This window comes from Prevotella disiens (assembly GCF_900454955.1).
Taxonomy (GTDB): Bacteria; Bacteroidota; Bacteroidia; order Bacteroidales; family Bacteroidaceae; genus Prevotella; species Prevotella disiens.
In genome coordinates this window covers 78,115-103,551 of the sequence record NZ_UGTL01000001.1, presented here as the reverse complement: position 1 = coordinate 103,551, position 25,437 = coordinate 78,115, and the positions used below count along the sequence as shown (strand labels likewise).

At 40.4% G+C, this 25,437-nt stretch carries 21 protein-coding genes; 17 read left to right on the top strand and 4 right to left on the bottom strand.

What is annotated here, in order from left to right; translation table 11 throughout:
- Positions 1 to 12: 12 nt before the first annotated feature.
- Entirely contained in the window at positions 13 to 1,959 is a 1,947-nt protein-coding gene (locus tag DYI03_RS00400) for a DNA topoisomerase IV subunit B (RefSeq protein ID WP_021669654.1), read from the top strand.
- 65 nt (positions 1,960 to 2,024) lie between these two features.
- Positions 2,025 to 3,614, top strand: a complete 1,590-nt coding sequence (locus DYI03_RS00395) for a S41 family peptidase (RefSeq protein ID WP_021669655.1) — start codon at positions 2,025 to 2,027, stop codon at positions 3,612 to 3,614.
- 90 nt (positions 3,615 to 3,704) lie between these two features.
- On the opposite strand, the gene ybeY is transcribed toward DYI03_RS00395, so the two are convergent.
- Both ybeY and coaD read right to left on the bottom strand, forming a co-directional pair.
- On the bottom strand, positions 3,705 to 4,133 hold the full coding sequence (gene ybeY / locus DYI03_RS00390) for an rRNA maturation RNase YbeY (protein WP_021669656.1): 429 nt from the start codon (positions 4,131 to 4,133) through the stop codon (positions 3,705 to 3,707).
- A 13-nt stretch (positions 4,134 to 4,146) separates the two neighbouring features.
- Positions 4,147 to 4,596, bottom strand: coding sequence for a pantetheine-phosphate adenylyltransferase (gene coaD, locus DYI03_RS00385; protein WP_025064542.1), 450 nt, complete (start codon positions 4,594 to 4,596; stop codon positions 4,147 to 4,149).
- 650 nt (positions 4,597 to 5,246) lie between these two features.
- On the opposite strand from coaD, the gene DYI03_RS00380 reads away from it, so the two are divergent.
- From DYI03_RS00380 to DYI03_RS00350, 7 genes are all read left to right on the top strand, one after another.
- Positions 5,247 to 8,381: a C10 family peptidase gene (locus DYI03_RS00380; RefSeq protein WP_021669659.1), complete on the top strand. Its 3,135-nt coding sequence runs from the start codon at positions 5,247 to 5,249 to the stop codon at positions 8,379 to 8,381.
- Between the two features lie 179 nt (positions 8,382 to 8,560).
- Entirely contained in the window at positions 8,561 to 9,583 is a 1,023-nt protein-coding gene (ruvB, locus tag DYI03_RS00375; protein WP_025064540.1) for a Holliday junction branch migration DNA helicase RuvB, read from the top strand.
- Between the two features lie 203 nt (positions 9,584 to 9,786).
- Positions 9,787 to 10,257, top strand: coding sequence for a DUF4252 domain-containing protein (locus DYI03_RS00370; RefSeq protein ID WP_021669662.1), 471 nt, complete (start codon positions 9,787 to 9,789; stop codon positions 10,255 to 10,257).
- 13 nt (positions 10,258 to 10,270) lie between these two features.
- On the top strand, positions 10,271 to 10,792 hold the full coding sequence (locus tag DYI03_RS00365; protein ID WP_021669663.1) for a DUF4252 domain-containing protein: 522 nt from the start codon (positions 10,271 to 10,273) through the stop codon (positions 10,790 to 10,792).
- Between the two features lie 8 nt (positions 10,793 to 10,800).
- On the top strand, positions 10,801 to 11,301 hold the full coding sequence (locus DYI03_RS00360; protein ID WP_004358161.1) for an RNA polymerase sigma factor: 501 nt from the start codon (positions 10,801 to 10,803) through the stop codon (positions 11,299 to 11,301).
- Positions 11,298 to 11,786, top strand: a complete 489-nt coding sequence (locus DYI03_RS00355) for a hypothetical protein (protein ID WP_021669664.1) — start codon at positions 11,298 to 11,300, stop codon at positions 11,784 to 11,786. Before DYI03_RS00360 ends, DYI03_RS00355 begins: the two co-directional genes overlap by 4 nt.
- A gap of 5 nt (positions 11,787 to 11,791) precedes the next feature.
- Positions 11,792 to 12,241, top strand: coding sequence for a DUF4252 domain-containing protein (locus tag DYI03_RS00350; RefSeq protein ID WP_004358139.1), 450 nt, complete (start codon positions 11,792 to 11,794; stop codon positions 12,239 to 12,241).
- Positions 12,242 to 12,378: 137 nt separating this feature from the next.
- On the opposite strand, the gene dusB is transcribed toward DYI03_RS00350, so the two are convergent.
- Entirely contained in the window at positions 12,379 to 13,344 is a 966-nt protein-coding gene (dusB, locus tag DYI03_RS00345) for a tRNA dihydrouridine synthase DusB (protein WP_021669665.1), read from the bottom strand.
- Between the two features lie 292 nt (positions 13,345 to 13,636).
- Here dusB and DYI03_RS00340 point away from each other — a divergent pair, with 292 nt between their 5' ends.
- Positions 13,637 to 15,532: a heavy metal translocating P-type ATPase gene (locus DYI03_RS00340; RefSeq protein WP_021669667.1), complete on the top strand. Its 1,896-nt coding sequence runs from the start codon at positions 13,637 to 13,639 to the stop codon at positions 15,530 to 15,532.
- Between the two features lie 57 nt (positions 15,533 to 15,589).
- Positions 15,590 to 15,784: a transposase family protein gene (locus DYI03_RS00335; protein WP_242401813.1), complete on the top strand. Its 195-nt coding sequence runs from the start codon at positions 15,590 to 15,592 to the stop codon at positions 15,782 to 15,784.
- An 88-nt stretch (positions 15,785 to 15,872) separates the two neighbouring features.
- On the opposite strand, the gene DYI03_RS00330 is transcribed toward DYI03_RS00335, so the two are convergent.
- Complete coding sequence (locus DYI03_RS00330; RefSeq protein ID WP_021669670.1) at positions 15,873 to 16,139, bottom strand: T9SS type A sorting domain-containing protein; 267 nt, start codon at positions 16,137 to 16,139, stop codon at positions 15,873 to 15,875.
- Positions 16,140 to 16,360: 221 nt separating this feature from the next.
- Between DYI03_RS00330 and DYI03_RS13360 the strand changes: the two genes are divergently transcribed.
- From DYI03_RS13360 to DYI03_RS00300, 6 genes are all read left to right on the top strand, one after another.
- A complete protein-coding gene (locus DYI03_RS13360; protein WP_021669671.1) occupies positions 16,361 to 16,525 on the top strand; it encodes a hypothetical protein in 165 nt (54 codons plus the stop codon).
- Positions 16,526 to 16,633: 108 nt separating this feature from the next.
- On the top strand, positions 16,634 to 21,235 hold the full coding sequence (locus tag DYI03_RS00325; protein WP_169720547.1) for a T9SS type A sorting domain-containing protein: 4,602 nt from the start codon (positions 16,634 to 16,636) through the stop codon (positions 21,233 to 21,235).
- Positions 21,236 to 22,336: 1,101 nt separating this feature from the next.
- Positions 22,337 to 22,672 carry a helix-turn-helix domain-containing protein gene (locus DYI03_RS00315; RefSeq protein WP_024992793.1) on the top strand — a complete coding sequence of 112 codons (336 nt, stop codon included), beginning with the start codon at positions 22,337 to 22,339 and terminating at the stop codon, positions 22,670 to 22,672.
- 6 nt (positions 22,673 to 22,678) lie between these two features.
- Complete coding sequence (locus DYI03_RS00310; protein ID WP_025064539.1) at positions 22,679 to 23,059, top strand: MerR family transcriptional regulator; 381 nt, start codon at positions 22,679 to 22,681, stop codon at positions 23,057 to 23,059.
- Positions 23,056 to 25,116, top strand: a complete 2,061-nt coding sequence (locus DYI03_RS00305) for a bifunctional DNA primase/helicase (protein WP_115367859.1) — start codon at positions 23,056 to 23,058, stop codon at positions 25,114 to 25,116. The genes DYI03_RS00310 and DYI03_RS00305 overlap by 4 nt, the downstream gene beginning before the upstream one ends.
- Positions 25,104 to 25,409 carry a helix-turn-helix domain-containing protein gene (locus DYI03_RS00300; protein ID WP_025064538.1) on the top strand — a complete coding sequence of 102 codons (306 nt, stop codon included), beginning with the start codon at positions 25,104 to 25,106 and terminating at the stop codon, positions 25,407 to 25,409. The genes DYI03_RS00305 and DYI03_RS00300 overlap by 13 nt, the downstream gene beginning before the upstream one ends.
- Positions 25,410 to 25,437: the final 28 nt, after the last annotated feature.

The window sequence follows — 25,437 nt, the reverse complement described above, 5'->3', positions numbered from 1 at the left end:
TCAGGAGGAAAAATGGCTGAAGACAACAAAAAATCAGTAGCATATACAGACGAAAACATTCGACATTTATCGGATATGGAACATGTACGCACACGTCCTGGTATGTACATCGGACGTTTAGGTGATGGAAAACTCCCCGAAGATGGAATTTATGTGCTATTGAAAGAGGTCATAGACAATTCTATTGATGAGTTTAAAATGAACGAAGGTGATAGGATTGAGATTGATATTGAAGATAATTTAAGAGTTTCTGTCCGAGATTATGGTCGTGGCATTCCACAAGGTAAACTCGTTGAAGCCGTTTCAATGCTTAATACAGGTGGTAAATACGACTCAAAGGCTTTTAAAAAGAGTGTCGGTCTGAATGGTGTTGGTGTGAAAGCAGTCAATGCATTAAGTTCTAAATTTGAAGTAAAGAGTTTCCGTGAGGGCAAAGTTCGTGAACTTTCATTCGAGCAGGGTAATAAAAAAAGCGATAATACCAAAAAATCTACCGATGAGCAAGGCACTTATATTTACTTTGAGCCTGACAATACGTTGTTCAAAAATTATAGTTTCCACGATGATATTGTGGTAACTATGCTCCGAAATTATACTTACTTGAACACGGGATTGACCATTATGTACAATGGACACCGCATTGCAAGTCGTCATGGATTGCAAGATTTGCTTACCGATAATATGACGGTTGATCCGTTATATCCTATTGTTCACATGAAGGGGGAGGATATTGAGATTGCTTTTACCCATACAAATCAGTACGGAGAGGAATATTACTCATTTGTAAATGGTCAGCATACAACGCAAGGCGGTACGCATCAAAGTGCATTTAAGGAGCATATTGCACGCACTATCAAGGAATTTTTTGGAAAATACGAATATGGGGATATTCGAAATGGTATGGTTGCAGCCATAGCTGTGAATGTTGAAGAACCAGTTTTCGAGTCGCAAACAAAAATTAAGCTTGGTTCTACGCTCATGGCGCCTGATGGAGAAACCATCAACAAGTTTGTTGGCGATTTCATTAAAACCAATATTGACAACTATTTGCACATTCACAAAGAAGAATTTACCGATATTTTAGAGAATAAAATCAAGGAAACTGAGCGTGAACGTAAAGCCATGGCGGGCGTAACAAAGTTGGCTCGTGAGCGTGCAAAGAAGGCAAACTTACACAATAGAAAGCTGCGTGACTGTAGAATTCATTTCAGTGATGCTAAAAATGACCTTAAAGAAGAAAGTTCTATCTTTATTACAGAGGGCGATTCTGCCAGTGGAAGTATAACAAAAAGCCGTGATGTCAATACGCAAGCAGTCTTTTCTTTGCGTGGAAAGCCGCTGAATTGTTTCGGATTAACCAAGAAAGTGGTTTATGAAAACGAAGAGTTTAATCTTTTACAAGCTGCCTTAGATATTGAGGATGGGCTTGATACTTTGCGTTATAATAAGGTGATTGTGGCGACCGATGCCGATGTTGATGGTATGCACATACGCTTACTTATTATAACTTTCTTCCTACAATTTTTCCCAGAGCTTATTAAAAAAGGGCATGTTTATGTTCTTCAAACTCCATTGTTCCGTGTTCGCAACAAGAGAACAAAGATAAAGAACAAAAAAATCATAGAAGAACAAGATGCCAAACTTCGTAAAGGCGATAAGAAAAGCGACCTTATTACGCTTTATTGTTATAGCGAAGAAGAGCGAATTAATGCTATTGAGGCACTTGGACCAGACCCGGAAATTACGCGATTTAAAGGTCTTGGCGAAATTTCTCCTGACGAATTTGTTCATTTTATTGGTCCTGAAATGCGTTTAGAGCAGGTTACTTTGCACAAAAACGACCAAGTTCAAAATCTTTTGGAATACTATATGGGTAAGAATACGATGGAACGCCAAAACTTTATCATTGAGAATTTGGTTATTGAGGAAGATTTAGTAAACGATTTATCGCAAGAATAGACTCCCACTGAATATAAAAACAAACCCAAGGACGTTTCATTGACGTCTGAAAAAACAGAAAAGAAATGAAAAAGATTTGCCTTTTGATTGTAATGGTGGTGTTGCTTTGCAATAATGCAGTTGCACAAGTGAGCCTTAACTTTGGTGGTGATTCGCCATTGCGCAAATTACAAATGGCAGAAATTGCTATTACTAACTTTTATGTTGAAGATGTAAACGAACAAAAGTTAGCGGAAGATGCCATTCGTGGTATGCTCAAAGAACTTGACCCACATTCTACTTATACTGATGCTAAGGAGACAAAGGCTTTGAATGAACCTTTGCAAGGCGATTTTGAAGGTATCGGAGTTCAATTTAATATTATTGACGACTCGTTAGTGGTCATTCAACCTGTTGTAAATGGTCCTTCTGAAAAAGTAGGAATTATTGCTGGCGACCGCATTGTTATGGTTGATGACACGCTTATTGCTGGTGTAAAGATGAGCCGTATGGATATTATGAAGCGTTTGCGTGGTAAAAAGGGTTCAAAAGTGAAGTTAGGCATTGTTCGTCGCGGGGTTAAAAATAAACTAACTTTTATTGTTACTCGTGCCAAAATTCCTGTTCATACGGTCAATGCAGCCTACATGATTCGCCCAGGAATAGGTTATGTACGTTTAGAGAGTTTCGGAATGAAAACCCACGAAGAGTTTATGGCTGCCATTGAAACGTTAAAGCAACAAGGAATGAAGCGTTTAATTCTTGATTTGCAAGACAATGGTGGTGGATTTTTGGAATCTGCTGTGCGCATAGCTAACGAATTTTTGCAAGACGACGACATGATTGTTTATACAGAAGGGCGTCGTGTGCCACGACAAAACTTTAAAGCACGTGGTAACGGGCGTTTAAAAGATATACCAGTTTATGTTTTGGTCAATGAGTTTAGTGCCTCAGCAGCCGAAATTGTCTCAGGTGCCATGATGGATAACGACCGTGCCACCATTATAGGTCGCCGTACTTTCGGTAAAGGTTTGGTGCAACGTCCATTCGAATTGCCTGACGGAAGTATGATTCGTCTGACGGTTGCACATTATTATATACCAAGTGGGCGCTGCATTCAGAAGCCTTACAAGAAAGGCGACCAAATGGATTATGACATGGACTTAGAGAAACGCCTCAAACATGGGGAACTTACCAACCCTGACAGCATACATTTTGACGATTCGTTGAAGTATTATACCGTGCGCAAACATCGTCCTGTTTATGGTGGGGGCGGTGTTATGCCCGACTATTTTGTACCATTGGACACGACCAAATTTACGGTTTATCATCGCCAAATCATGGCTAAAAATATTTTGATGGACGCTTTTTTGAAATACGTAGATAATAATCGTAAAGCGTTACGCAAGGGATTTAAAACATTCAATGACTTCCAAGCCAATTACGAAGTGCCAACATCGCTGACAGAAGCAATTGTTGCTGAGGCTAAAAAGCAAAAGATTGAACCTAAAAATGCTGCCGATTTAGAAAAGTCATTGGTATATATGCGTCATCAAATCAAGTCGCTCGTTGCTCGAGATATATGGGATATGAACGAGTACTTTAGGATTTGGAACGAGCAAAGTGATATTATTCAAAAGGCTTTAGACGTGATTAAAGCCGACGAAAAGCAATAAAACAAAAGCAGCAAGTTAGTTTGTATTTCAAATCAGCTTGCTGCTTTTTTCAATATCATCATGTGGGACTATTGATAGTTTCACATTTTTTTATTTCATAGATAATTCTTTCAATATTGCCAATGCCTTATTTTCATTTTCTTCCATGATTTCACGTTCTCCTGGACCTTTGTCGTTGATGCCACAAAGGTGCAAAATGCCGTGAATAATGACCCGATAAAGCTCTTCCTCGTAGGTCTTTCCAAACTTTTCGGCATTGGTTCGAACGGTGTCTAATGAGATTACAATGTCGCCATTGAGTTCGTTTTCTTCACAATAATCAAAAGTGATAACGTCAGTATAATAGTCGTGACCGAGATATTCATTGTTTACTTCGAGAATTTTCTCATCGTCCACAAACATATAGCCTATTTCTCCCACTTTTTTTCCATGCGTTTCGGCTACCGCCTTTATCCATTTGGTAGTTTCTCGTTTGCCTATTTTAGGGAGTTTTACCCCTTCTGCATTGTATGTTATCATCTTAATTTATTTTTCAGTCTTTATTTTTTGGCAAAAAATCGCTCACATCTCTGCCAAAGTGGATTAATTCTCTTACAAGGCTTGAACTGATGTTTGCCAAATGTGGTTCGGCTACTAAAAACAAAGTTTCTATTCCGCCCAATTGTCGGTTAATATCGGCTTGCTCCCGCTCATATTCAAAGTCTTTCACACTGCGTACGCCCTTTATAAAATAGGTAGCTCCTTCACGTTTTGCAAAATCTATCGTCAAATCGGTGTAGGCTTTCACCTCAATTTTGCTTTTATCGGCATACACCCCCTGAATTGTTTTCATGCGTTCTTCAGTTGTTTGCATGTATTGTTTGTGCTCGTTTACACCTATACCAATCACAATTTTATCGAAGAGGGGCAAAGCTCGCCTGACAATAGAATCGTGTCCAAGCGTAAAAGGGTCGAAACTACCAACAAAGAGACCTATCTTCATTTCCTTTTCTGCGTTCATTATCATTATCTTATAATGAGTTTTATCGTATGCAAAGATACAATAAAGCATAAGCAAAACCAAATTTCTAACTCCTTAACTCCAAAAATATTATGTTTGCTTCTCTTTTATTATCGTTTCATGGTCAAGAGATTTTTAAAAAAAAGATAGTTGTGCCTGCATTGCTGCCTCCGCTTTTATTTCATTTTACGCTACATGTTTCGTTGCAAAATTGTACTATTGTCGAAGATAAAAAAAAGACTTCATTTCAAAAGAGCCTGTTTTGAAGTTCAAAAGAGCCTGTTTTGACGTTCAAAAGTGCCTATTTTGGATTTTAAAAGTGTAGGCATGATGCCCCGATACTGCTGAAGCTAAATTGCTTTATTAGCCTGCGACTAATATTTTGCAACCTTTCTGCTTACATTTTTGCACACTAATGTAATTGTTTGCCTACTTCTTGATTTTTATTTCTGGAATATTTTGTTACTCCCAATATATAAAAAAATGTACCCTTTATTTGTTAAAAACAGAGTATAATTTAAATCTTTATACAAATATGTTATTTTTTTGTAGATTTTTTTGTAAGATTTCAAAATTATATATATCTTTGGCGACTATTACAAAACAATCATATAATAACAAAACAAGAGTAAATGATGAGAAAAAGACATTTATTAGCACTTCTGTTGCTGTCTGCTGTACAGATGGTCTATGCTGCTCCTGTGAAACAATCCACAGCAGCACAAACTGCAAAATCTTTTTTTGCAGCAAAAGGAAAAGTGTTGAAAACTACGAATGCGGCCTATGCCCCACAACGTAGATTAAAATCAGCAACTAAGGAAGTTGCTCCTTATTATGTATTTAACGCTGGTAACAATAATGGTTTCGTTATTGTGTCAGGTGATGACAGAATTCAACCAATCTTGGGTTATGTAGATTCTGGCTCATTCGACTTGAATAAGATACCAGATAACATGCGTGACTTCTTGAAAACCTATTCTGAACAAGTAGCAGAATTGGATGCTGAAAACAAAACAATCGGTGGTACTTCTTCACAAAACGCTATCCAATCACGCAGAGCAGTAGAACCATTGGTAAAATGTAATTGGAATCAAGATGCCCCTTATTACAACGCATGTCCAAAAGGCACTAAAGGTCAAACTGTAACAGGTTGTGTGGCTACAGCGATGGCACAAGTAATGTATTACTATCAATGGCCTAACAACATTACAAAGGAAATTCCTGCTTATAAGATAAAAGGGGAAACTGGACACTATTCAGGTACTGTTGCGAAAGTAGACGCAGGTACAGCAATTGATTGGGCTAACTTGAAGTTAGAAAAATATACAAGTGGTTCAACACCAGAACAAAAAGAAGCTATTAGTAAATTAATGGCTTACATCGGAAGCTCTGTTCAAATGGAATACGACTATGCGGAATATGGTGGTTCAGGTGCAATGCCTTCAGACATTGCTCCCGCTTTTAATGATTATTTCAATTATAGTGCAAGTTTTTTAGACCGTTCTAAAGTAACAGCACAAGAATTTGAAGACGCTATGTACAATGAAGTTGCACATAATCGTCCTGTTATTTTTAATGGTTCACAAGCTGATGGTGGCGGTCATTGCTTCGTTCTTGACGGTTACAATGGCAATGGTCTCTTTCATATCAACTGGGGTTGGGGTGGTATAGCTAATGGTTATTTTGCTATTCCAATTTTAAACCCTGATGAGTCTGGTATTGGCGCAGGTTCAGGTTCAGGTGGTTATGCTGTTTATCAATCTGCAATCATCGGAATTAATAAAGGTGTGCAAGCAGAAAACCGTAGTACACGCATAGTGTCAGAGTTTGTTCGTATTAACGGAGCTGCGATTACTACTCGTTTGTTCCATTATTCTGATAAGACCCAAGACGTTGAATGTGCAATTGGTGTACGCGAAGAAAATACAACAAATACTCCTGCATTGAATACGGAGATTGAAAAATTTTCCATAACCCCAGGATATTATAGTAGACCTACGCAGTTTATATTAAAAAATCTTACCCCTAATAAGAAATACAAAGCTTATATCTTACTTCGCCAGCAAGGAACTACTGCATGGTCATGGGACGAAAGCAACTTTGTAGATGTATCTGTAGATGGCCAAGGTATTATTACAACTGCTTACAATAAGGTCTACAACGATTCTAAAAGTTTAGAAGTAGTAAGATTAGAACCTTTTATCGAAAATATTGTTAATGGATTTGCAAAAGCCCACGTTACTATTAAAAATAAAAGTCAAAAAGAATACAATGGTACAATAGGTGTTGCAACAGCTAAGTCTTATATTCCTGGTTACGGAGTAGCTTATAAAATTTATAAAGCTCGCCCTATTTTGTTACAAGCTGGCGAAGAATTATCTTTCGATTTAGACTATGCTTTTACACAAGCAGGTCCTCAGAAACTTTATTTGGTAGCTGGTAACAATAAGTTATTAAAACAGCAAGAAGTAAATGTTGATGCAGAAGTTGAAAGTAGTACTGTGGAAACAAAATTTTCTTTCAAAGATGATGTAAAGACAATCGTTGGTGATAACGTAGTGGGTTCTGTTAAAATTACTGCAAAAGATGCTCCAATTACATCAGGTTTACTCCTTGCATTGGTAAAGGGTGGTTATATTTATAAATCTTTTCCAACTTCTGTGAAACTTGAAACTGATGGTGTTAAAGAAATTCCATTCAACTTCCAAGGTGTAGCGCCTGGAACTTATAATATAGCACTCTTGCGTTATGACGCTACTAATAAAGGTTTGGTTTTTTGTGGAAAGGCAGATTACATCAGCGTACGTAATACAGTCGTATCTTACAAGAAAGATGGTAAAAAGGAATTTGCTCTTTATACAAATAATATGACATTTGATGCTGATGTTGTGGCAGTTGACCTCACAAAGGTTTCTCCTACAAGTATTAAACCTGGGGCAAACCCAAATACATTATATTATGTTGGTAATAAAAACATCACTGGTCTTGAAAATGCTAACAAGGTTTTAGTTAATCGATATAGTCCTAGTTTACCAGTGGCAGAAAAGATAGTATTAGACGATAATTATAGTTTCGCATGTCCAATTGCTTTCGTAGCTAAAGATGTGAAATATTCTCGCCAATTTACAAATAGCTATGCCAAAGGTAAAGGTTGGGAAACTATCGCATTACCATTCAATGTACAAAAGGTTTCTATCAACGGAGAGGCTATTGATTGGTACAAAACTAAAGACGAAACTGGTAAGAATTTCTGGTTGATGTCTTATGATGGTCAAGAAAACGACGATGTATGTTTCCGCTATGCACCTGAATTCCTTGCAAATACTCCATATATTATGGGTGTACCAGAGAAGATGAAGAACGTAAATATTGACTTCACAGCAACAAATGTACAATTTGAAGTACGCGATCTCTCTGCTACTCAAGGAGCTAATTATACTTACTTTGGTTCATACAGAGAAAGAACCGTGCAAGATGCCTATACTATCAACGCTACAGGTAATAAGTTTGAAAAGCTTGGTACAGCCGTTAAGCCTTTCCGTGGCTACTTCGCAGGTAAAGGAACAGCAGCGACTTTGAACTTAAAGGCTATTGGTTACGATGTAACAGGCATTGATAACATTGCGGAAGACGGCACATTCGCAGCACCACAAGCAGTGTTTGACCTTCAAGGTCGCAAGGTTGCAACGATTAAAAACGCATCTGAACTCAACAATTTGCCAAAGGGTATCTATGTTGTTAAGGGCAAAAAAATGGTTGTAAAATAATTTTTTCTAATCAAGAAATATACTGATTGAAAAATAAATAAAATGAATAAAGCGGGGCGCATGCTCCGCTTTATTCATTTTATTTCGTTATCTTTGCAAAGAAGTAAGGAGGGTTTATAAGCTAATTGGACGAGTATTAACGGCTCTTAATGCAGTTAGAAATAGAACAAAAGACAATCATGAATGAAGATTTCAATATAAGAGAGGAACGTGTTTCGGCAGAAAAGGAATTTGAAAACGCTTTACGTCCACCGAAGTTTGACGACTTTAGTGGACAAGATAAGGTTGTAGAAAATCTCCGAGTGTTTGTAGAAGCTGCCAAATATCGTGGCGAACCATTAGACCACACGCTGCTCCACGGCCCTCCAGGATTGGGTAAAACAACGTTGAGCAACATTATTGCCAATGAATTGGGCGTAGGATTTAAGATTACTTCAGGACCAGTTTTAGATAAACCAGGCGACTTAGCGGGTATTTTAACCTCGTTAGAACCTAATGATGTGCTTTTTATTGACGAAATACATCGCCTGTCTCCTGTCGTGGAAGAGTATCTTTACTCGGCAATGGAGGACTATCGCATTGATATTATGATAGACAAAGGTCCTTCAGCACGCTCCATTCAGATTGATTTAAATCCCTTTACGCTCGTGGGAGCAACGACTCGTAGCGGACTTTTAACGGCTCCTTTGCGCGCTCGTTTCGGCATTAATCTGCACTTGGAGTATTATGCTCCCGAAACGTTGAGTAAGATTATCAAGCGTTCGGCAAACCTTTTGAAAGTTCCAATCTATGAAGATGCTGCCGTAGAGATAGCTCGTCGCTCTCGTGGAACGCCTCGTATCTGCAATTCTTTGCTGCGCCGTGTGCGTGATTTTGCCCAAGTTAAAGGGAATGGAACGATTGACCATGCTATAGCACAATCGTCTTTACAAGCATTGAACATTGATAAATACGGTTTAGACGAAATAGATAATAAGATTTTGCTGACCATTATCGACAAATTTAGAGGCGGTCCTGTTGGCATTTCCACCATTGCTACTGCTATTGGCGAAGATGGTGGTACAGTAGAAGAGGTTTATGAGCCTTATTTAATCATGGAAGGCTTTATAAAACGCACTCCACGAGGTCGTATGGCTACCGCTTTAGCCTACGAACACTTGGGGAAAAATATAAGAAATGAATCCCCTACGCTGTTTGACTAAAAGGGTTTAGGTGGACGAGTCGGACTTTTCGGACGTGTCTGATTAGTCTGACAAGTCTGAAAATTCCGACCACTCTTATTAATCTGATAGGCTTTTCTCCAATTTATTTCAAAAAAATCACTTTTCTTTGCCACAAAATAGCTACAACCTACGTCTCTATAAATACAAGCGTGATAATAAAAACAATTTAAAACGATAAATTTATGAGAACAATTCTTATTACACTCGCACTCCTTGCAATGAGTATCGTAGGCAAAGCACAAAGTATTGACACCATTCTTGAGCAATTTAAGAATGAGAAAAACGTAACGTTGGTAGATATGCCAAAGGATTTAATAGCACTTGCTGCTTCATCTTCGGGTGATAAAGATGCTGCAAAATATTTAAAATCGATAGACCGTCTGCGTGTTCTTTCTTTGGAAGAAGCCGATAAAACTGTGCGTGATAATTTCTTTGCAGCCTTTAAAAAACTTGATTTGAAGGATTATAACGATGTTGTCAGAGCTACATCAGATGGGGAAAAGGTGAGAATATTGACCAAAGAAGGTAAAAACGACATTACAAGTCTTGTCATTTGTGCCATAGATGCAGACGATGGCGATTGTGCTTTGGTTGTAATTGACGGGCATATCAATCCGAACGATATTGATAGTATCATAAATAGTCAAAAATAATGCCCCTATAGCCATGAAGAAAATATTATTTTTCCTCGTTCTATTGTTGAATACCCATGTGGTAAGCGCAACAACCTTTGTGGGAGATAACGTAAAAAGCCTCATTTCGGCATTTCGTCATTGTCCTAATGCGGATTATACGCATGTGTCAAAACCACTAATGTTTTTGGCAAAAGCTATATTGAAGAAAGCAGACTGCAAAGATGATGAAGATTTATCTATCCTTAAAATGATAAATTCGGTGAAAGTAGTCGATTTAGAGGAATGCTCTGATAAGGTGAAAACCAACTTTTACGAGCGTGCCAAATCGTTAAAGACAAAAGGTTATAAGGAAATTGTAAGAAGTAATACCGATGGCGAATTGTCAATCGTTATGGTAAAATCGAAAAACGATATTATTCGCGAAATTGTAGTCATTGATGCAGAAAAGAATGATGGTTCAATCGTAAAAATAAAAGGGAAAGTTCCACTGAAAGCATTGCAATCGGTGATTGAAAATCAGACTAAAAAATATAAGCATAAACGCTCTCGATAAAGTTATAAATGGAATCCTCTCAGTTTAAAACACTCTTTTTGCCATGTCATCGTAAGCTCTATGCGGTGGCATGGCGGCTTACAGGCAATGCTCAAGCGGCTGAAGATTTGGTGCAAGAAACCTTTCTACGCCTTTGGACACGCCGCCAACAAATTGTAAGCGTAGAGTGTGTTGAGGCTTATAGCATTACAACATTGCGAAGAATATTTTACGATACGAAGCGAAGTAAGCAAATAGAAGCATCAGAGCGTGAAATAAGCGAACTGCATGTGAAAGATAGCGAGGATTTAAACCAACGAATTGATGCGCAAGACGAATGGCAACGCATCAGAACGATGATACTCGCACTGCCCGACCCACAAGGAAAAATCATGATAATGAGGGATGTTGAAGGGCAAACGTACGAGGAAATCAGTGTTGAAACAGGGCTCACCGAAGTGAATTTACGTTCGATATTGAGCCGCGCACGCAAGAGAATAAGAGAACAAATAAAGGAGATGAGACAATGAAGGATAAGGCGGAAATACAGAAGCTATTAGAAAAATTCTATGATGGGCTTACCACCGAAGCGGAGGAAGCACTGTTAAAGGATTATTTCTTGAGCGACAATGTTGCTGAAACACTCAGTGAGGAGCGAGTTATTTTCCTTGCTATGTGCGAGAGTGAGGTTGTTGTGCCTGCCGACTTAGTATCAAAATTGGACAGACAAATCAATCAATGGAATACCATTGAGCGTACAACACGCAAAACAATCACCCGAAACGGAATGCGTTGGATAGTAGGCATAGCAGCCAGCATTCTTGTTTTGGTTGCTGTGGGTGTCTTTATAGACAAACACGAACAAAAACAATTGTCTTCTACGGAAGAAATTGACACTTATGATAACCCCGAAGATGCATATGCCACTACAAGGAAAGCACTTACAAAGTTTTCTAAATCGCTGAATAAGGGTTTACAAGCGGTGGAAAATGCAACTAATAAACAAGTAGATTAAAAGATATGAAGAAGCTATTATTATTTTTGCTGCTTATATTTACCTGCAACATGGCTTTTGGACAAAAGGCTTTGTTCGACAAATATGACGATGTTGATGGCATAAGCACCGTTTATATTTCGCCAACCATGATGCGAATGATGAAAAATGTAAAGGCTGGAAACAAAGATATATCTCGTATTGCCAACCGATTAGACCATATTTACATCTTGGAATGCGAACGTCCTTCGATGATAAACAGCATAAAAGCCACAGCCGAAGCCTATTATAGAAGGGGAAAATATGCTTTGGTGATGAAAACAAAAAGCAAGGGCGAGGTGGTAAACATCTATGAAAAGAAATATAGAAATGGTAAATCAGAATTTGTTTTACTAAGTGTTGAATCCGACGAATTGGTTATTATCAATCTGTTTGGAAAGGTTTCGCTATCTGAAATTCAATCGATAACGGGTTAAAAAAAATGACACTTGCCATAAGATAAATCGCTTCTATTTTCAAAACAGACTGTTTTGAACGACAAAAGAGCCTATATTGCAGCGCAATATAGGCTCTTTTGTTTTTAAAATGTATGACCGTTATTTGTCTTAATGGATTAAATATTGCGCAATCGTTCACGGCATTCGTTAAGAATGGCAATGATTTCGTCCACTTTTGAGGCTCGAAGCATGGCTATGCGTGTTTGTTTGAAGTCTGGAATACCTTTAAATATAGGCGAGGCAGCAAGGTGACGGCGCGTGTGTAATATTCCACGATATTCGTCAATGCGTTCTACATTTATGCGTAACATCTCTTCTAAAATGTCTATTTTGTCGTCTATCGTGAGTTTTGGTGCATCGTCAGTTTCGCTAAACAACCATGGACACCCAAAAGTGGCTCGCCCTATCATTACAGCATCAACACCATATTTGTCGAAATGCTTATGAGCATCGGCGATATTTTCTATATCGCCATTTCCAATGATTGGAATATGAATGCGAGGATTGTTTTTCACCTCTCCAATTAGAGTCCAATCAGCGTTTCCAGTGTACATTTGGGCTCGTGTGCGACCATGAATGGTGAGTGCTTGTATGCCACAATTTTGTAATTGCTCTGCAAGGTCGGTTATAATCAAATTGTTATCGTCCCACCCTAGGCGAGTTTTAACTGTAACAGGTGTTTTCACGGCTTTCACAACTTCACGCGTTATCTCTAAAAGCAAAGGTATATTGCGCAACATGCCAGAGCCTGCTCCCTTGTTTGCTACTTTTTTCACAGGGCAACCAAAGTTAATATCAATAACATCGGGGTGTACTTCTTCTACAATTTTAGCTGCTTCCACCATCGACGCTACGTCTTTTCCGTATATTTGTATGCCAACGGGGCGTTCTTCATCGTTGATAACAATTTTATTGAGGGTGGATTTAATGCTTCGTATGACGGCATCGGCTGAAACAAATTCAGTATATACCATTGCTGCACCAAATCGTTTGCACATTTTTCGAAAGCCTATGTCGGTAACATCTTCCATTGGTGCCAAGAAAAGTGGGCGTTCGCCAAAATCTATTGTTCCTATTTTCATGCTGCAAAGTTAATGTTTTTTCTGTCAATTCACAAGGTTATATATGATGAAGCAATGTTTTTATGAAAATGGTCAATTCTATTATTCTTGTAGTAATTGGAAAAGTAAAATAAAATTCAAACTATTATTACAGCAGATTGCGACTTGTTGTGATTTTTTTTATTGATATGAACCATCAATATTACTGAAATTTCGAACTTAGGTCGTAATTTTTTCTCTGTTACCTATTCTTTGCAACTTGGTTGCATTACTTTTTCTATAACTTTGCAGCAGAAATTTTAAACAAAGAGAAATGAAGACAAAACTTATTAGAATAGTTCTTACGGTTGTATTGTTGGTACTTGTTGGTTACGCTGAGCGGCATTTTAACCTGCCTTTATGGCAATTGTTGCTCCTTTACCTTGTACCTTATCTGATAATTGGTTACGATGTTCTTATCGAAGCGGTAGAAGGACTATTGGAAGGCAATGCTTTAGACGAAAATTTTTTAATGTCTGTTGCCACAATAGGTGCTTTATCCATCGGCTTTTTGCCCAATGGAAACCACCAATTCTTAGAAGGCGTGTTTGTAATGTTATTCTTTCAGGTGGGAGAAATGTTCGAACATTATGCCAAAGATAGAACTCGTGATTCAATTTCCGACCTTATGGACATTCGCCCCGATAGAGCTAATGTGGAGCGAAATGGAGTAGTACAGACTGTAGACCCAACGGAAATTGCAGTCAATGAGGTTGTATTGATTAAACCAGGAGAGAAGATTCCATTAGATGGTGTTATCGTTGAGGGCAGCTCAAGCCTTAATACAGTGGCACTAACGGGCGAAAGCATGCCACGCAATGTGTCTGAAGGCGACAGTGTCCTATCTGGTTGTGTGAATGTTTCAGGACTCTTGAAGATGAAAGTAACCAAAAATTTTGGTGAATCTACAGCTTCAAAGATTATCCATTTAGTGGAAGAGGCAAGCGAAAATAAATCGAAAAACGAATCATTTATCCGTCGTTTCGCCATTGTTTACACCCCGATAGTAGTAGGAATGGCACTCGTTTTGGCTTTCCTTCCGCCTTTTTTCTACGATAGTTATGGCAGTGCTTTGTCCACATGGTTGTATCGTGCTTTGACATTCCTTGTGGTAAGTTGCCCTTGCGCATTGGTAATTTCTGTGCCTTTATCGTTCTTTTGCGGTATAGGAGGGGCGAGCCAATTGGGCATACTCATCAAAGGTGGCAACTATATGGAGGCTTTGGCACGCACAAAGACGGTCGTTTTCGATAAGACAGGTACACTCACACAGGGCATTTTTGAGGTTGAAGCTATCCATCCGAATGGTATTTCTAAGGAAGAGTTGTTGAGTTGTGCTGCCCATGTGAATCAATTCTCAACTCACCCCATAGCAGTAGCATTACGAAAAACCTTTGGGAAAAATCAATTCACCGAAAAAGTAGACCATATCACTGAGGTTGCTGGGCAGGGAATACAGGCGAAAATCAATGGAAAAACCATTAGTGCGGGCAACAAACGCATGATGGAATCGATAGATGCAAACCTTTTAAGCAATGGTAAAGAAAGTTTCGAGCATACGGGAACAGTCATTCATGTGGCAAACGATGAAAATTACATGGGACACATTGTTATTTCCGACAAAGTGAAAGCCGATTCGAAAGAAGCCATAACAGCCCTGAAGAACATAGGCGTAAGTAACATCGTAATGCTTACGGGGGATAGGCAAGAAGAAGGCGTTCGTGTAGCCGAAACATTAGGCTTAGATAAGGTATACACCGAATTGCTGCCGACCGATAAAGTGTTGCATGTAGAAAAATTATTAAACGAAAAAGCTAAAAATAGCACCCTCGCGTTTGTTGGCGATGGTATCAACGATGCACCAGTATTGGCTCGTGCCGATGTGGGAATAGCTATGGGCGCACTCGGAAGCGATGCCGCCATAGAAGCTGCTGATGTGGTTTTGATGGACGATAAACCATCAAAAATAGCAAAAGCCATTGAAATTTCTCGCAGAACTATCGGCATAGCCCAGCAAAACACGATATTTGCCATTGGAATAAAAGTTGCAGTGTTGATACTTTCTACTTTTGGATTAACAACAATGGGCATGGCTGTCTTTGCCGATGTCGGTGTCATGGTGCTAACCGTTATGAATGCCAGCCGCGCATTGAGTGTAAAATCCTATTGAACCCTATAATGGTCTTGCCACCAGCATTTACCACAAGGTTTTGCAATCTGCGCCGCTGTGGGTTGTACAATTTTCCTGTACACCCACTCTAAAAAGCCACAAACCAAATGTCCCAAGTGCGGCAATTGCCATTTGGTTAAAAATGGATATCGTTATCGAGACTTCCTTGCACTTCCCATTGGAAGTCGGCGAGTTGTCATTCGCATGAAGGTTCAACATTATAAATGTAAGCACAAGGGTTTCGATTATTAACAGAGTATTGTTTTAAGATAGTAATAAGGATTCAGCATAGAAGGCGAACGAAAAAGATATTTTCGTTCGCCTTTTAAATGGTAATATATCAGTGTGCAAAGCGAATACTTGATAATAGTCTTCCATTTTGGTTGTAAGCTACAGCTATATAAATACCACTTGCTATATCTCGTAATGAGATACTTCCTTGTTGTTCTTTAGACTGCCATAACAATCGTCCATCTGTTGAGTACAGAACAATCTTGGCTACAGCTGCAGATTTATGGATTGTAGCGCTGATTTGGTCATAGCGCAAATAGGCTTCTGTTTCGCTTTGTTGTTGCCCATTAATTCCTGCATTAACTTCTGCTACCACTTTCCAACCATTTTCGCGTGCTTTAGTTGTATTTGCCTCTCTATGAACGCAATAGTTGAGGGCGGTAACAGAAGGGGAATATAGATAGATTATATAATATTAACACAATTTATGATTACGGGGGGGGTAAAATACTTACCTTTGCAACAAATTATTTGAAGGTATTTTTTTACACACGGTACCTCTTTTGTAGATAAGTTAATAAACGTAATGAATACAATATGAAGAAAACTTATTTTCCCCCAAGTATTTTAGTACTTGCATCACAAGGTTTTGTTGGACCAAATATTGGTTCAGGCGATGATGATGCAGAGTTGCAGCCAGACGAAAAAAATAATAATGATTCAACTCAATCTGCCAAGTGGTCAAATTCTTTTTTCGATTAGTGCATGGTTAATCACATGCAGGCATACTTTGACTATCTATTGTGGTGCTGAGAGCACAGTTCATGGGTGGTATAAGAAATGAAAAACAAAACAAATTTATTGATATCAATGATGAGAAATTATTTACAGCGAATGGCATTATTGCTGTTGATGTTGCCATTATGCATGGCTGTGTCGGCGGTTACATTTGTCAATGTTACTCGCGAAAACAGCAAAGTGACGAAGGTTGACGTGGGTGAGCAGCTAAGCAGTATCACGTTGACCGTGACGTTGGGTGCCAACGAGGCTCTCAACGGACAGGCACAGTTGCGGTCAAGTACCGATGAGACAGCTCTTGTCAATAATGGTAGTGGTTTTCTTTCTGACAATGTGCTGAAACAGAAAACCGAAAATCCCAATGTGTGGGAAATAACATGGCTGAACGTGCCGGTAGGGAAATATAAGGTGTATTTCCAGCAATCAGGTGGAACCACACACACATTCTTGCACGAAGTGGAGATAGTGGAGATACCTTCAACAGACCCTCCTGTCATCTCGTTCAAGGTGAAAGACGCCACATGTAACACATCGCCAACAGACACCAAAAATGGTAGCATAACAGTGAATGTAGAGAAGGGCGTAGCTCCTTTTACCTATAAAGCGACAATCCATCACGCAGACAACACCACCGAGGAGAAGACCTTGGAGAACACCCCGAACCGTGCATGGATTGTAGATGGATTGGCATCGGGCGAGTATATCGACGTAACCGTTACCGATTCGAAGGGCAAGACCGTCACCAAAAAATCTGAATTGGTGGGCTTTGGCAAGACAACAGTGTCTATAGGGCAGACTATTTTCATCAAGCAGACAGGCGATTGTACGTTTGATTATTACCTCAGAGCAACCATTGAAACGGAAAACCAAGACGCGCTGGATGCTCAAACTGAACTTTTGGCGCAGACATTGAAGCTGCGTAGTTATGCCGATAAAAAATATTACGATGTGGAACATGTGCCGGCTTACGACATGCCGGTGCCACATAGGTCAGGCAAGTACTATCGTTTTTACAAGGTTGCATCTGCTGCCAAACTCTCGTCACGAGGACAAAATAGGATATATGGCTTAAAATATTCTACCCTTTGTAGTGGAGAAAGAACAACGCGTGACTACTATGCGCATGTGCGTACACTTGATAAAATGATGAATTTTAGCACTTCGTCAAAGGGAAGTTTGAACCCTGCAGACTGTTCTTACCAAGACGCTAAGTTCACCATTAAGTATGATTTTCAGGGAGGGTACAATCGTGGCAACGACGATGACTATATTTTTTCTTATTACTTCATGGACGAAGCGCACCGCTATGCAAAATTGTTTAAGAAAAATGAGGATGGCACTTATCCTTCTACACCAGTCAAGGCAGATGTGCCTATGCCCATCAACGAGTTTGATACTCGATGGTCGCAGACAATAGAAGTGGCAGAACCGGGTACGTATAAATTCGTATATGGCTCTGATTGCGACCAAGTGCGTATAGAAAAGGAAATTGTGGTTGAACCCATCAAGCCTGAGTTTAAAGATATAGGCGATTGGATGTCTCCTACAATAAACCAAGAGTTGGGAATACATGGCAATACCGCTGGCTTGGCAATAGGGCTTGCTAATGTTTCTGCCCCATTGACTCTGACCGTGAAACGCCTTGATGACAAGAGAGAATTTGTCATAACCGACTTTGCGGATGACAAACCGTACACCAAGCACATAGATTTCCCACAGAATATAAACTACGACAAGTTGCGTGACGCTTATTTCATCGCCGACCTGCCTGCTGGCAAATATGCCTTGGATTTGAAAGACAATTGCAACAATACCGCAACCTATAACTTTGAAATTCCAGAGAGCAAGCTCCAGCATTACAAGCCCAAGCGCGACGAGGGATACAAGGACGGAGTGTATGTAGGAGTTGATTGCAATGGCAACAATGTTGTGAAGTTCGATTTCGGTCCGGAAGGAGACAATGTTGCCTATGCTTATAAAACCAGCACGGGGGAACAAGGAGCGTCGAGTAGCAGAAAGACTTGGGCATCTAATGTAGATCCTATCACTCCATTGGAAAAACTGATAGACACCAACTATTTCGGTGCTGGCTTTGCTCCAAGTTTATATAATGGTCACAGCTATTCTGCTGGGAACAACATCTACTCTGCCATAGCGAAAGCAGACAGATACTATAATAGTGACGAGTTTGTCATCCGACCTGCGGAGCCAGGCGATTATGCCCGCAAGACATACAAGTTTGATTTCGCCGATTATGCTGACAAGGCAGCGTTCGAAGTCTTTGGTGCCATGTGCAATCGCGATGGTAAAGGTACCGGTATGGTGAGTGTTGGCGTCGCTAAAGGTGTGAATGTAGCGTTGCCCGTTAAATACGAATTGTATAAGACGGAGGATGGTTCGACCCGAATCGGAGAACCGCTTCGGACTTACGAAGCAACCAGCGCACAGGATGCTCTCAATGTAGTATGGAAAGATGTGGAGGTAGGGAAGTATCTCGTTCGTACCATTTATAACGGCACATGTGAAGGAAAGAAATTTGTTCAAGTATCGCCTACCGACATACCAGAGCCTTCGGTGGAGACTGAAAACGGTTTCGAGGTGAAGAGCATTATCAACCTTGACATTACCGATGGTATGAAACCCCTGCATCTTTATTTGCCTGTTTCACCTTATATATATAATGTGGAATGGTATGATATTACGAACACTCCCGAAAAGAAAGTGTTTGACGGTAACGATATCAACGTGACATTCAACGAGCCAGGCGTGTACACCTATCAGGTTCGCACCACGTTTACTGACCGCACATCGTGTCCGGGAAGCTCAGGTGGTGACCGAATTGTGAAGTTCTACGTCACGAAGACCGACAAACCCAACTACTGGGTAGGCTCGACGAGCGAAGATTTTAGCACCGCTTCCAACTGGACAGCAAATAAGGTACCTACCGATAACGAGGACATCGTGTTTGCTACGGAAGAGAATAACAACGGACATGCTGCCGAAAGAGATTGCCGACTGACAGAAGGAGAGTCTCCTCTTACGTTTTGGGCGGCCAGCTTGATTAACGAAAGCGGCAAGGCGATGGTTGTTCCAGCAGGTAGTGCCTTGGTGGTTAATAGTGGAACGGTGGGCTTCGCGCATGAAATTAAACAAGATGGAAGCGTAGATCCTGTTCGTTTGAAGATTGAGGCATCCGACAAAGATGTTCCAAACGGAACTTTCATTGCGAAATATCCTGGTGCGGCATCAGACAAAGTGTATGCTGAGGTGCAAATGTATGTCAGGTCACGTAAGCTTGCGCAGCCTACATCATGGACGGATAATTTGGAAGGTTCGCCTACCAAGGGTACGACTTTCCCTGTGAAATATACGGACCAATTCTTTGGAATACCGTTCAAAGAAATGTCATCGGGCATGCTTGGTGGTTCATATATTTACAAATATGATGAGGCACACAACGCTAAAAACCAGTTCTACCAAAAGTTTGTTGGCTTGAAAGCCAATGCTCCGATGACTGCTTTTGCTGGTTATTCAATTCGAAACGCATCTACAACGCCTAAGATTAAAACCATGAAGGGATACCTTGACTTTAACAATGTGACGTTGACGCTCACCCAAAAGGCATCGAAAGTGAATGGCGCTACAAGTCAAAAAGATGCCGTGAATTACTGGGGGTTGGGTCAAAACCTATTTGGAAATTCCTATACGGCACCCATAAGTTCAGGGGCTTTGGCACAAGCTATGGCATCCACCAATAAAGTGGAGAATACCGCTTACCTATACCGTACAGGCAGTGGGAAAGACTGGGGAGAAAAGTTCGAAACTGACGATGAAGACGGAGCGGGTTCTTACCAAGCTGTTCCATTGTTTGCTGCTTCTGATTTGGCTTTCTATGTAATTCCTTCTATGCAAGGTTTCTTGTTGAAATTTTTGTCAGATGAAGTCAAACCAAATGGTGACGACGCGGTGTTGACATTGGATTATAACTGGGTTGTGACATTAGATAGCAATAGTCCACAGTTGGCTAAGCGTTTTGGTGCTGCTCCAAGCGAGACTTCTGGTTCTGTGAAGTTTGAGCTAACTGGTGAGCATGCACACGAGACGATGTGGTTGTTGGAAAATGCCAACACGTCTGACGACTTCGATAACGGTTGGGATGGTTTCAGACTTGGAGCTGAATCGATGCCTACAGCCATCTATTCCAATGCCAAACCAGGCATGTTGCAGGTCAACACCACGGACGATTTGACTAAGGCGAATATCACAGTGAAGACAGGAAAGGCAGGCAATTACACCTTGACCCTTACCCGTAATAGACTCGACCAATATGCTGACTTGAAGCTTGTCGACCTGAAACTGCAACAGTTGGTACCCTTTGATGGCGACAAACTGTCTTACATGTTTACCGCTGGTGAAAGCGAGACGGCTACAGACCGATTTACTTTGGTCAACACAACGGCAAAATCATTTGCGGATTGGGCAATGAGCGTGTCGTCTGTAGAAAACGATATGGAAGGTGAAGTCAGTGTTTATACGTTGTCAGGACACATGGTGGCACGGTTTAATCTGCCCCAAGACAAGAACCTAATGAAGAATAGTATGAAACGAGGAGTTTATATCTTATCGGTTAAGAATGGTACGGTGACTAACAACCGAAAATACATCGTTAAGTAATAACTGCTTTTCTCATTTATTTATAATAAGAGGTAGCTTTCCCATTCATAGAGGAAGTTACCTCTTTAACGTTAGAGATGTCAAGATTATCATGGATACCGTTTTCTGTGGGTATCATCTCTATGGAAATTGAGGGGAAGAGTGCACACGACTTTTTTATTTTACCTTAATTCCGCACCACTATTGTAAATTAAACTTTTTAAGTACCTGAGCAACAATAAGTTGCTTGGGATTTTGCTATGTCAGAATTTTCACTTATTTTAGTGTTGCAAAAAACAAGAGAATCCGACGATAGACATGGCAAAATACAAATTAAATCTGAGAGACTCACTCCTTTTGGGGGAATATTTTCAATCATGGAGCAATTTGACTCTGTATAGTCATTTTCCATTCACTGCTACATTTTTTTGAGAGTCTGCTTTTGTGTAGCAGTTTCTGTAGCAAAAAATGACCGAATGATGACTATCAAAAGGTATGGTTTAGCAGTCAAACGGATATGGATAAAAACAAAAAAATCGCTGTAAAACCTCGATTTTACAGCGATTATCCTTGTTTTGAAGGCTAAAATGACGTGTTGTTTGACGTCCTCTTGAAACCTCTTTGTGGACCAGCCTGAACTAATCCACAGTGTATCCTAATCGCTGAATGCTAATTGTTTACCTTTTCATTCAGATAGTTCCTGTAGCAGAAATGTAGCAGCAAACTGACTGGTTTATGACCGCTATTCTGACTATCTGTCGAAAGCACGCTTACTCTCATTTTCTGTGTACAAAGTTAGATTTTTTTGTTTATATTTCCAAATCTTTGTGTCATAAATATTTAGAAACTTTTCTGCTACATTTTCCAGTGCACGGTGCAAGCCCTTATATATAAAGGGTCTTGCACCGTGCACTGGCTTTCATAATAATTATCTTTTTTTGCCGATTTCGGAATGATAATAAAGTATTTTTTCGTTTTAATCTATTAGGAGTTGGAAAAGGTATTCCATGCTGACACAGCCAAAATATTTATCTGCACCTAATGCAAGCTTCCTTGCATGGGATGCAAACATTTGAATGAGGCGGGTTGCTCAAATTTAGGTGTCTTTGTAACTTTATACATATGAAACAGTTGCACAAAACCCTAAAGGAAAAGCGAGAGCATGAAGGATACTCACAGGAGTATATCGCTGAAAAACTGAAAGTTAGCTCAAGTACCATCTCAAGATGGGAAACAGGATCCGTATCCATGAGTATAGTACAAATTTGCAGCTATGCCAAAGTTTTGGAAATGGATGAGAGTGATCTGCTTGCATCTATTGCAAGGAGAAGAAGAGAAATACCACCCCCATTTATCCGACTTGGCATAGACGTGTTTGACGAAGAGACTTATGGAAAGATAATGGATCTCGCCAAGGAATTGGGACCGCAGCACATTATCTTACAAACCAAACTGTGATGACATATGGAAATAATAGCAGTAGAAAGCCAAGCTTATCAAGAACTGATAGACAGGCTCAACCGAATTGAGCAGTATATCGAGCGCACCTCTCATCTTATCCAAGATATAGATGATGAGCTGGAGATGACCACCAAAGACCTTATCGGGACTCTGAATGTTTCAGAGTCCACCCTTTACCGTTGGCGCAAGAAGCAGTTGGTGCGGTATCGCTACACCGAGGGTGGTGATGTGCGTTATTTTTTCAAGTCTATCGTGATTGCCACGAAATGCAACCGCCTCCGTGTTACCGGTATGAGGAATGACGAGGTTCTTGGTAGGCTCAATCGTTTTAAGGACAATCTTATCATGAGTTCATGTCTTAACCCTAAAAACAGACAACTATGATAGAAAAAGAACAGATTCTTTTGCTTACCCAAGGAGGTTTGAATGTATTTTCCCATTTCCTTGGTTTTGAGGTGAATCTTCACCGAAACTTCCGTAGCCCCTTCTATGACGACAAACGGGCTTCCTGTCATATCTACTATGATAGGAAAACTTCTTCTTATAAATTCTATGACCATGGCGATACCACCTATTCAGGGGATTGCTTTTGGTTTGTGGCAACGTTGCGTAGTTTGAATCTGAAAACGAGTTTTCCCGAGGTCTTGGAAACCATCGTACAAGAACTTGGATTGTATTCTTTATGTGATGCCGAAAAGCATAACAAGCATATCACACCGTCATATAAAAATCCTATAGCCTCCAGTCCTACGGTCGAAAAGACCAAGCGGACGGAAGAACGACCATATAGTTTCGAGATACAGCCATTTGACGATAGACTGCTGAACTATTGGGCGCATTATGGTATCCATGAAGATACACTCCAGCAGTTTCGGGTACGGAGTCTTAAACGGTATGAGAGCGTATCTGCCGAGGGCAAGAAGTTTGAACTTCATAGTTCACCGACAGAACCTATATTTGCCTATATAGGAAACGGCTACATAAAGATATATCGACCACACAGTTCGAAAATCCGCTTTCTCTATGGTGGAAGAATGCCTGCCACCTATTGCTTCGGTATGGAGCAGATTCCCACCAAAGGTGATATTCTTTTCATCACCGGTGGAGAAAAGGATGTGCTCTCGTTATATGCACACGGCTTCAATGCGATATGTTTCAACAGTGAAACGGCACAAATACCGACAAGCATGATTGAGAGCCTTCAACTTCGCTTTCGGCATATCATACTCTTGTATGATGCGGATGAAACTGGTGTAAGGGAGGCGCATAAACAGGCTGAACATTTAGTAGAATTCAAGGTGTTGAATCTTACACTTCCTCTTAGTGGAACCAAGACGGAAAAGGATATTTCTGATTTCTTTGCTTTGGGCAATGGGGCAAAGGAACTGAAAGAGCTGCTTGCCAAGATGTTTACAGACCTATACAGCCAAACCATGATGATGTTACGTTCCTGTGAAATTGACTATGAGAATCCACCAGACATTTCCAAATCAGTAGTAGCAGTAAATGGTGTGCCACTCGGCACGCAGGATAACCTATTCTGCATCACTGGAGGAGAGGGTACGGGCAAGAGTAACTATGTAGGAGCCATTCTTGCCGGAACATTGGGAGAAGAACAACTGCCAATAGAGAAAACCTTGGGCTTGGAGATTGCCTGCAATCCCAAAGGCTTAGCAGTTCTGCACTATGACACGGAGCAGTCCGAGGCACAACTCCACAAGAATTTGGGCAAGACATTGCGCAGGGCTTCTCTGGCAGCAGTACCTGAATATTATCATTCTCTGTATCTCGCTTCGCTTTCCCGTAAAGACCGGTTGAAACTTATCCGTGAAAGTATGGACCTGTTTCATCACAAGCATGGGGGCATCCATCTTGTGGTGATTGACGGCATAGCTGACTTGATACGTTCCGCCAATGACGAGACGGAAAGCATTGCCATCGTGGATGAACTTTACCGTCTGGCAGGGATTTACAACACCTGCATCATCTGCGTGCTGCACTTCGTGCCAAATGGTATCAAACTCCGTGGGCATATTGGCTCCGAACTTCAACGCAAGGCGGCAGGCATTCTCTCCATAGAGAAAGATGATAATCCTGAATACTCGGTGGTGAAAGCTCTGAAAGTCCGTGACGGAAGCCCATTGGATGTGCCGATGATGCTTTTTGGATGGGACAAGGCAGAGGGTATGCACGTCTATCGTGGTGAGAAGTCCAAGGAGGACAAGGAAAAGCGCAAAACCGATGAACTCGTTGGCGTTATAAGAGAAGCCTTCCGAAATTCTTTCAAGCTCACCTATCAGGAACTTTGTGATGTTCTGATGCGAGAAATGGAAATAAAGGATAGAACCGCAAAGAAGTACATCGCCTACATGAAAGAACAGCATATCTTGGCACAGGACATCAATGGCAACTATCAAAAAGGAGAATTATGCCGTACATAAACTATAATGCAGAAGACACTTGGCAAAAACACCTGTTCGATAAGCTCATGAATGTCGAGGACAAACTCGACCGTCTGCTTGTCCTGCAAGAACAATCCGTCGATACGACTGTCCATCCACCATTGAAACCCGAATATTTGGATATCATAGATGTGTCCAAGATACTCAAAGTGGAACAAAAGACCATCTACAACTGGGTGTGGGCAGGGAAAATTCCCTATCTCAAGGCTAATGGTCGATTACTTTTCCTTAGGGGTGAGATAGATAAAATGTTACAAAGAAGAGAGGAGTGAGGAAGAACGATTTCTCCCTTTCACTCAA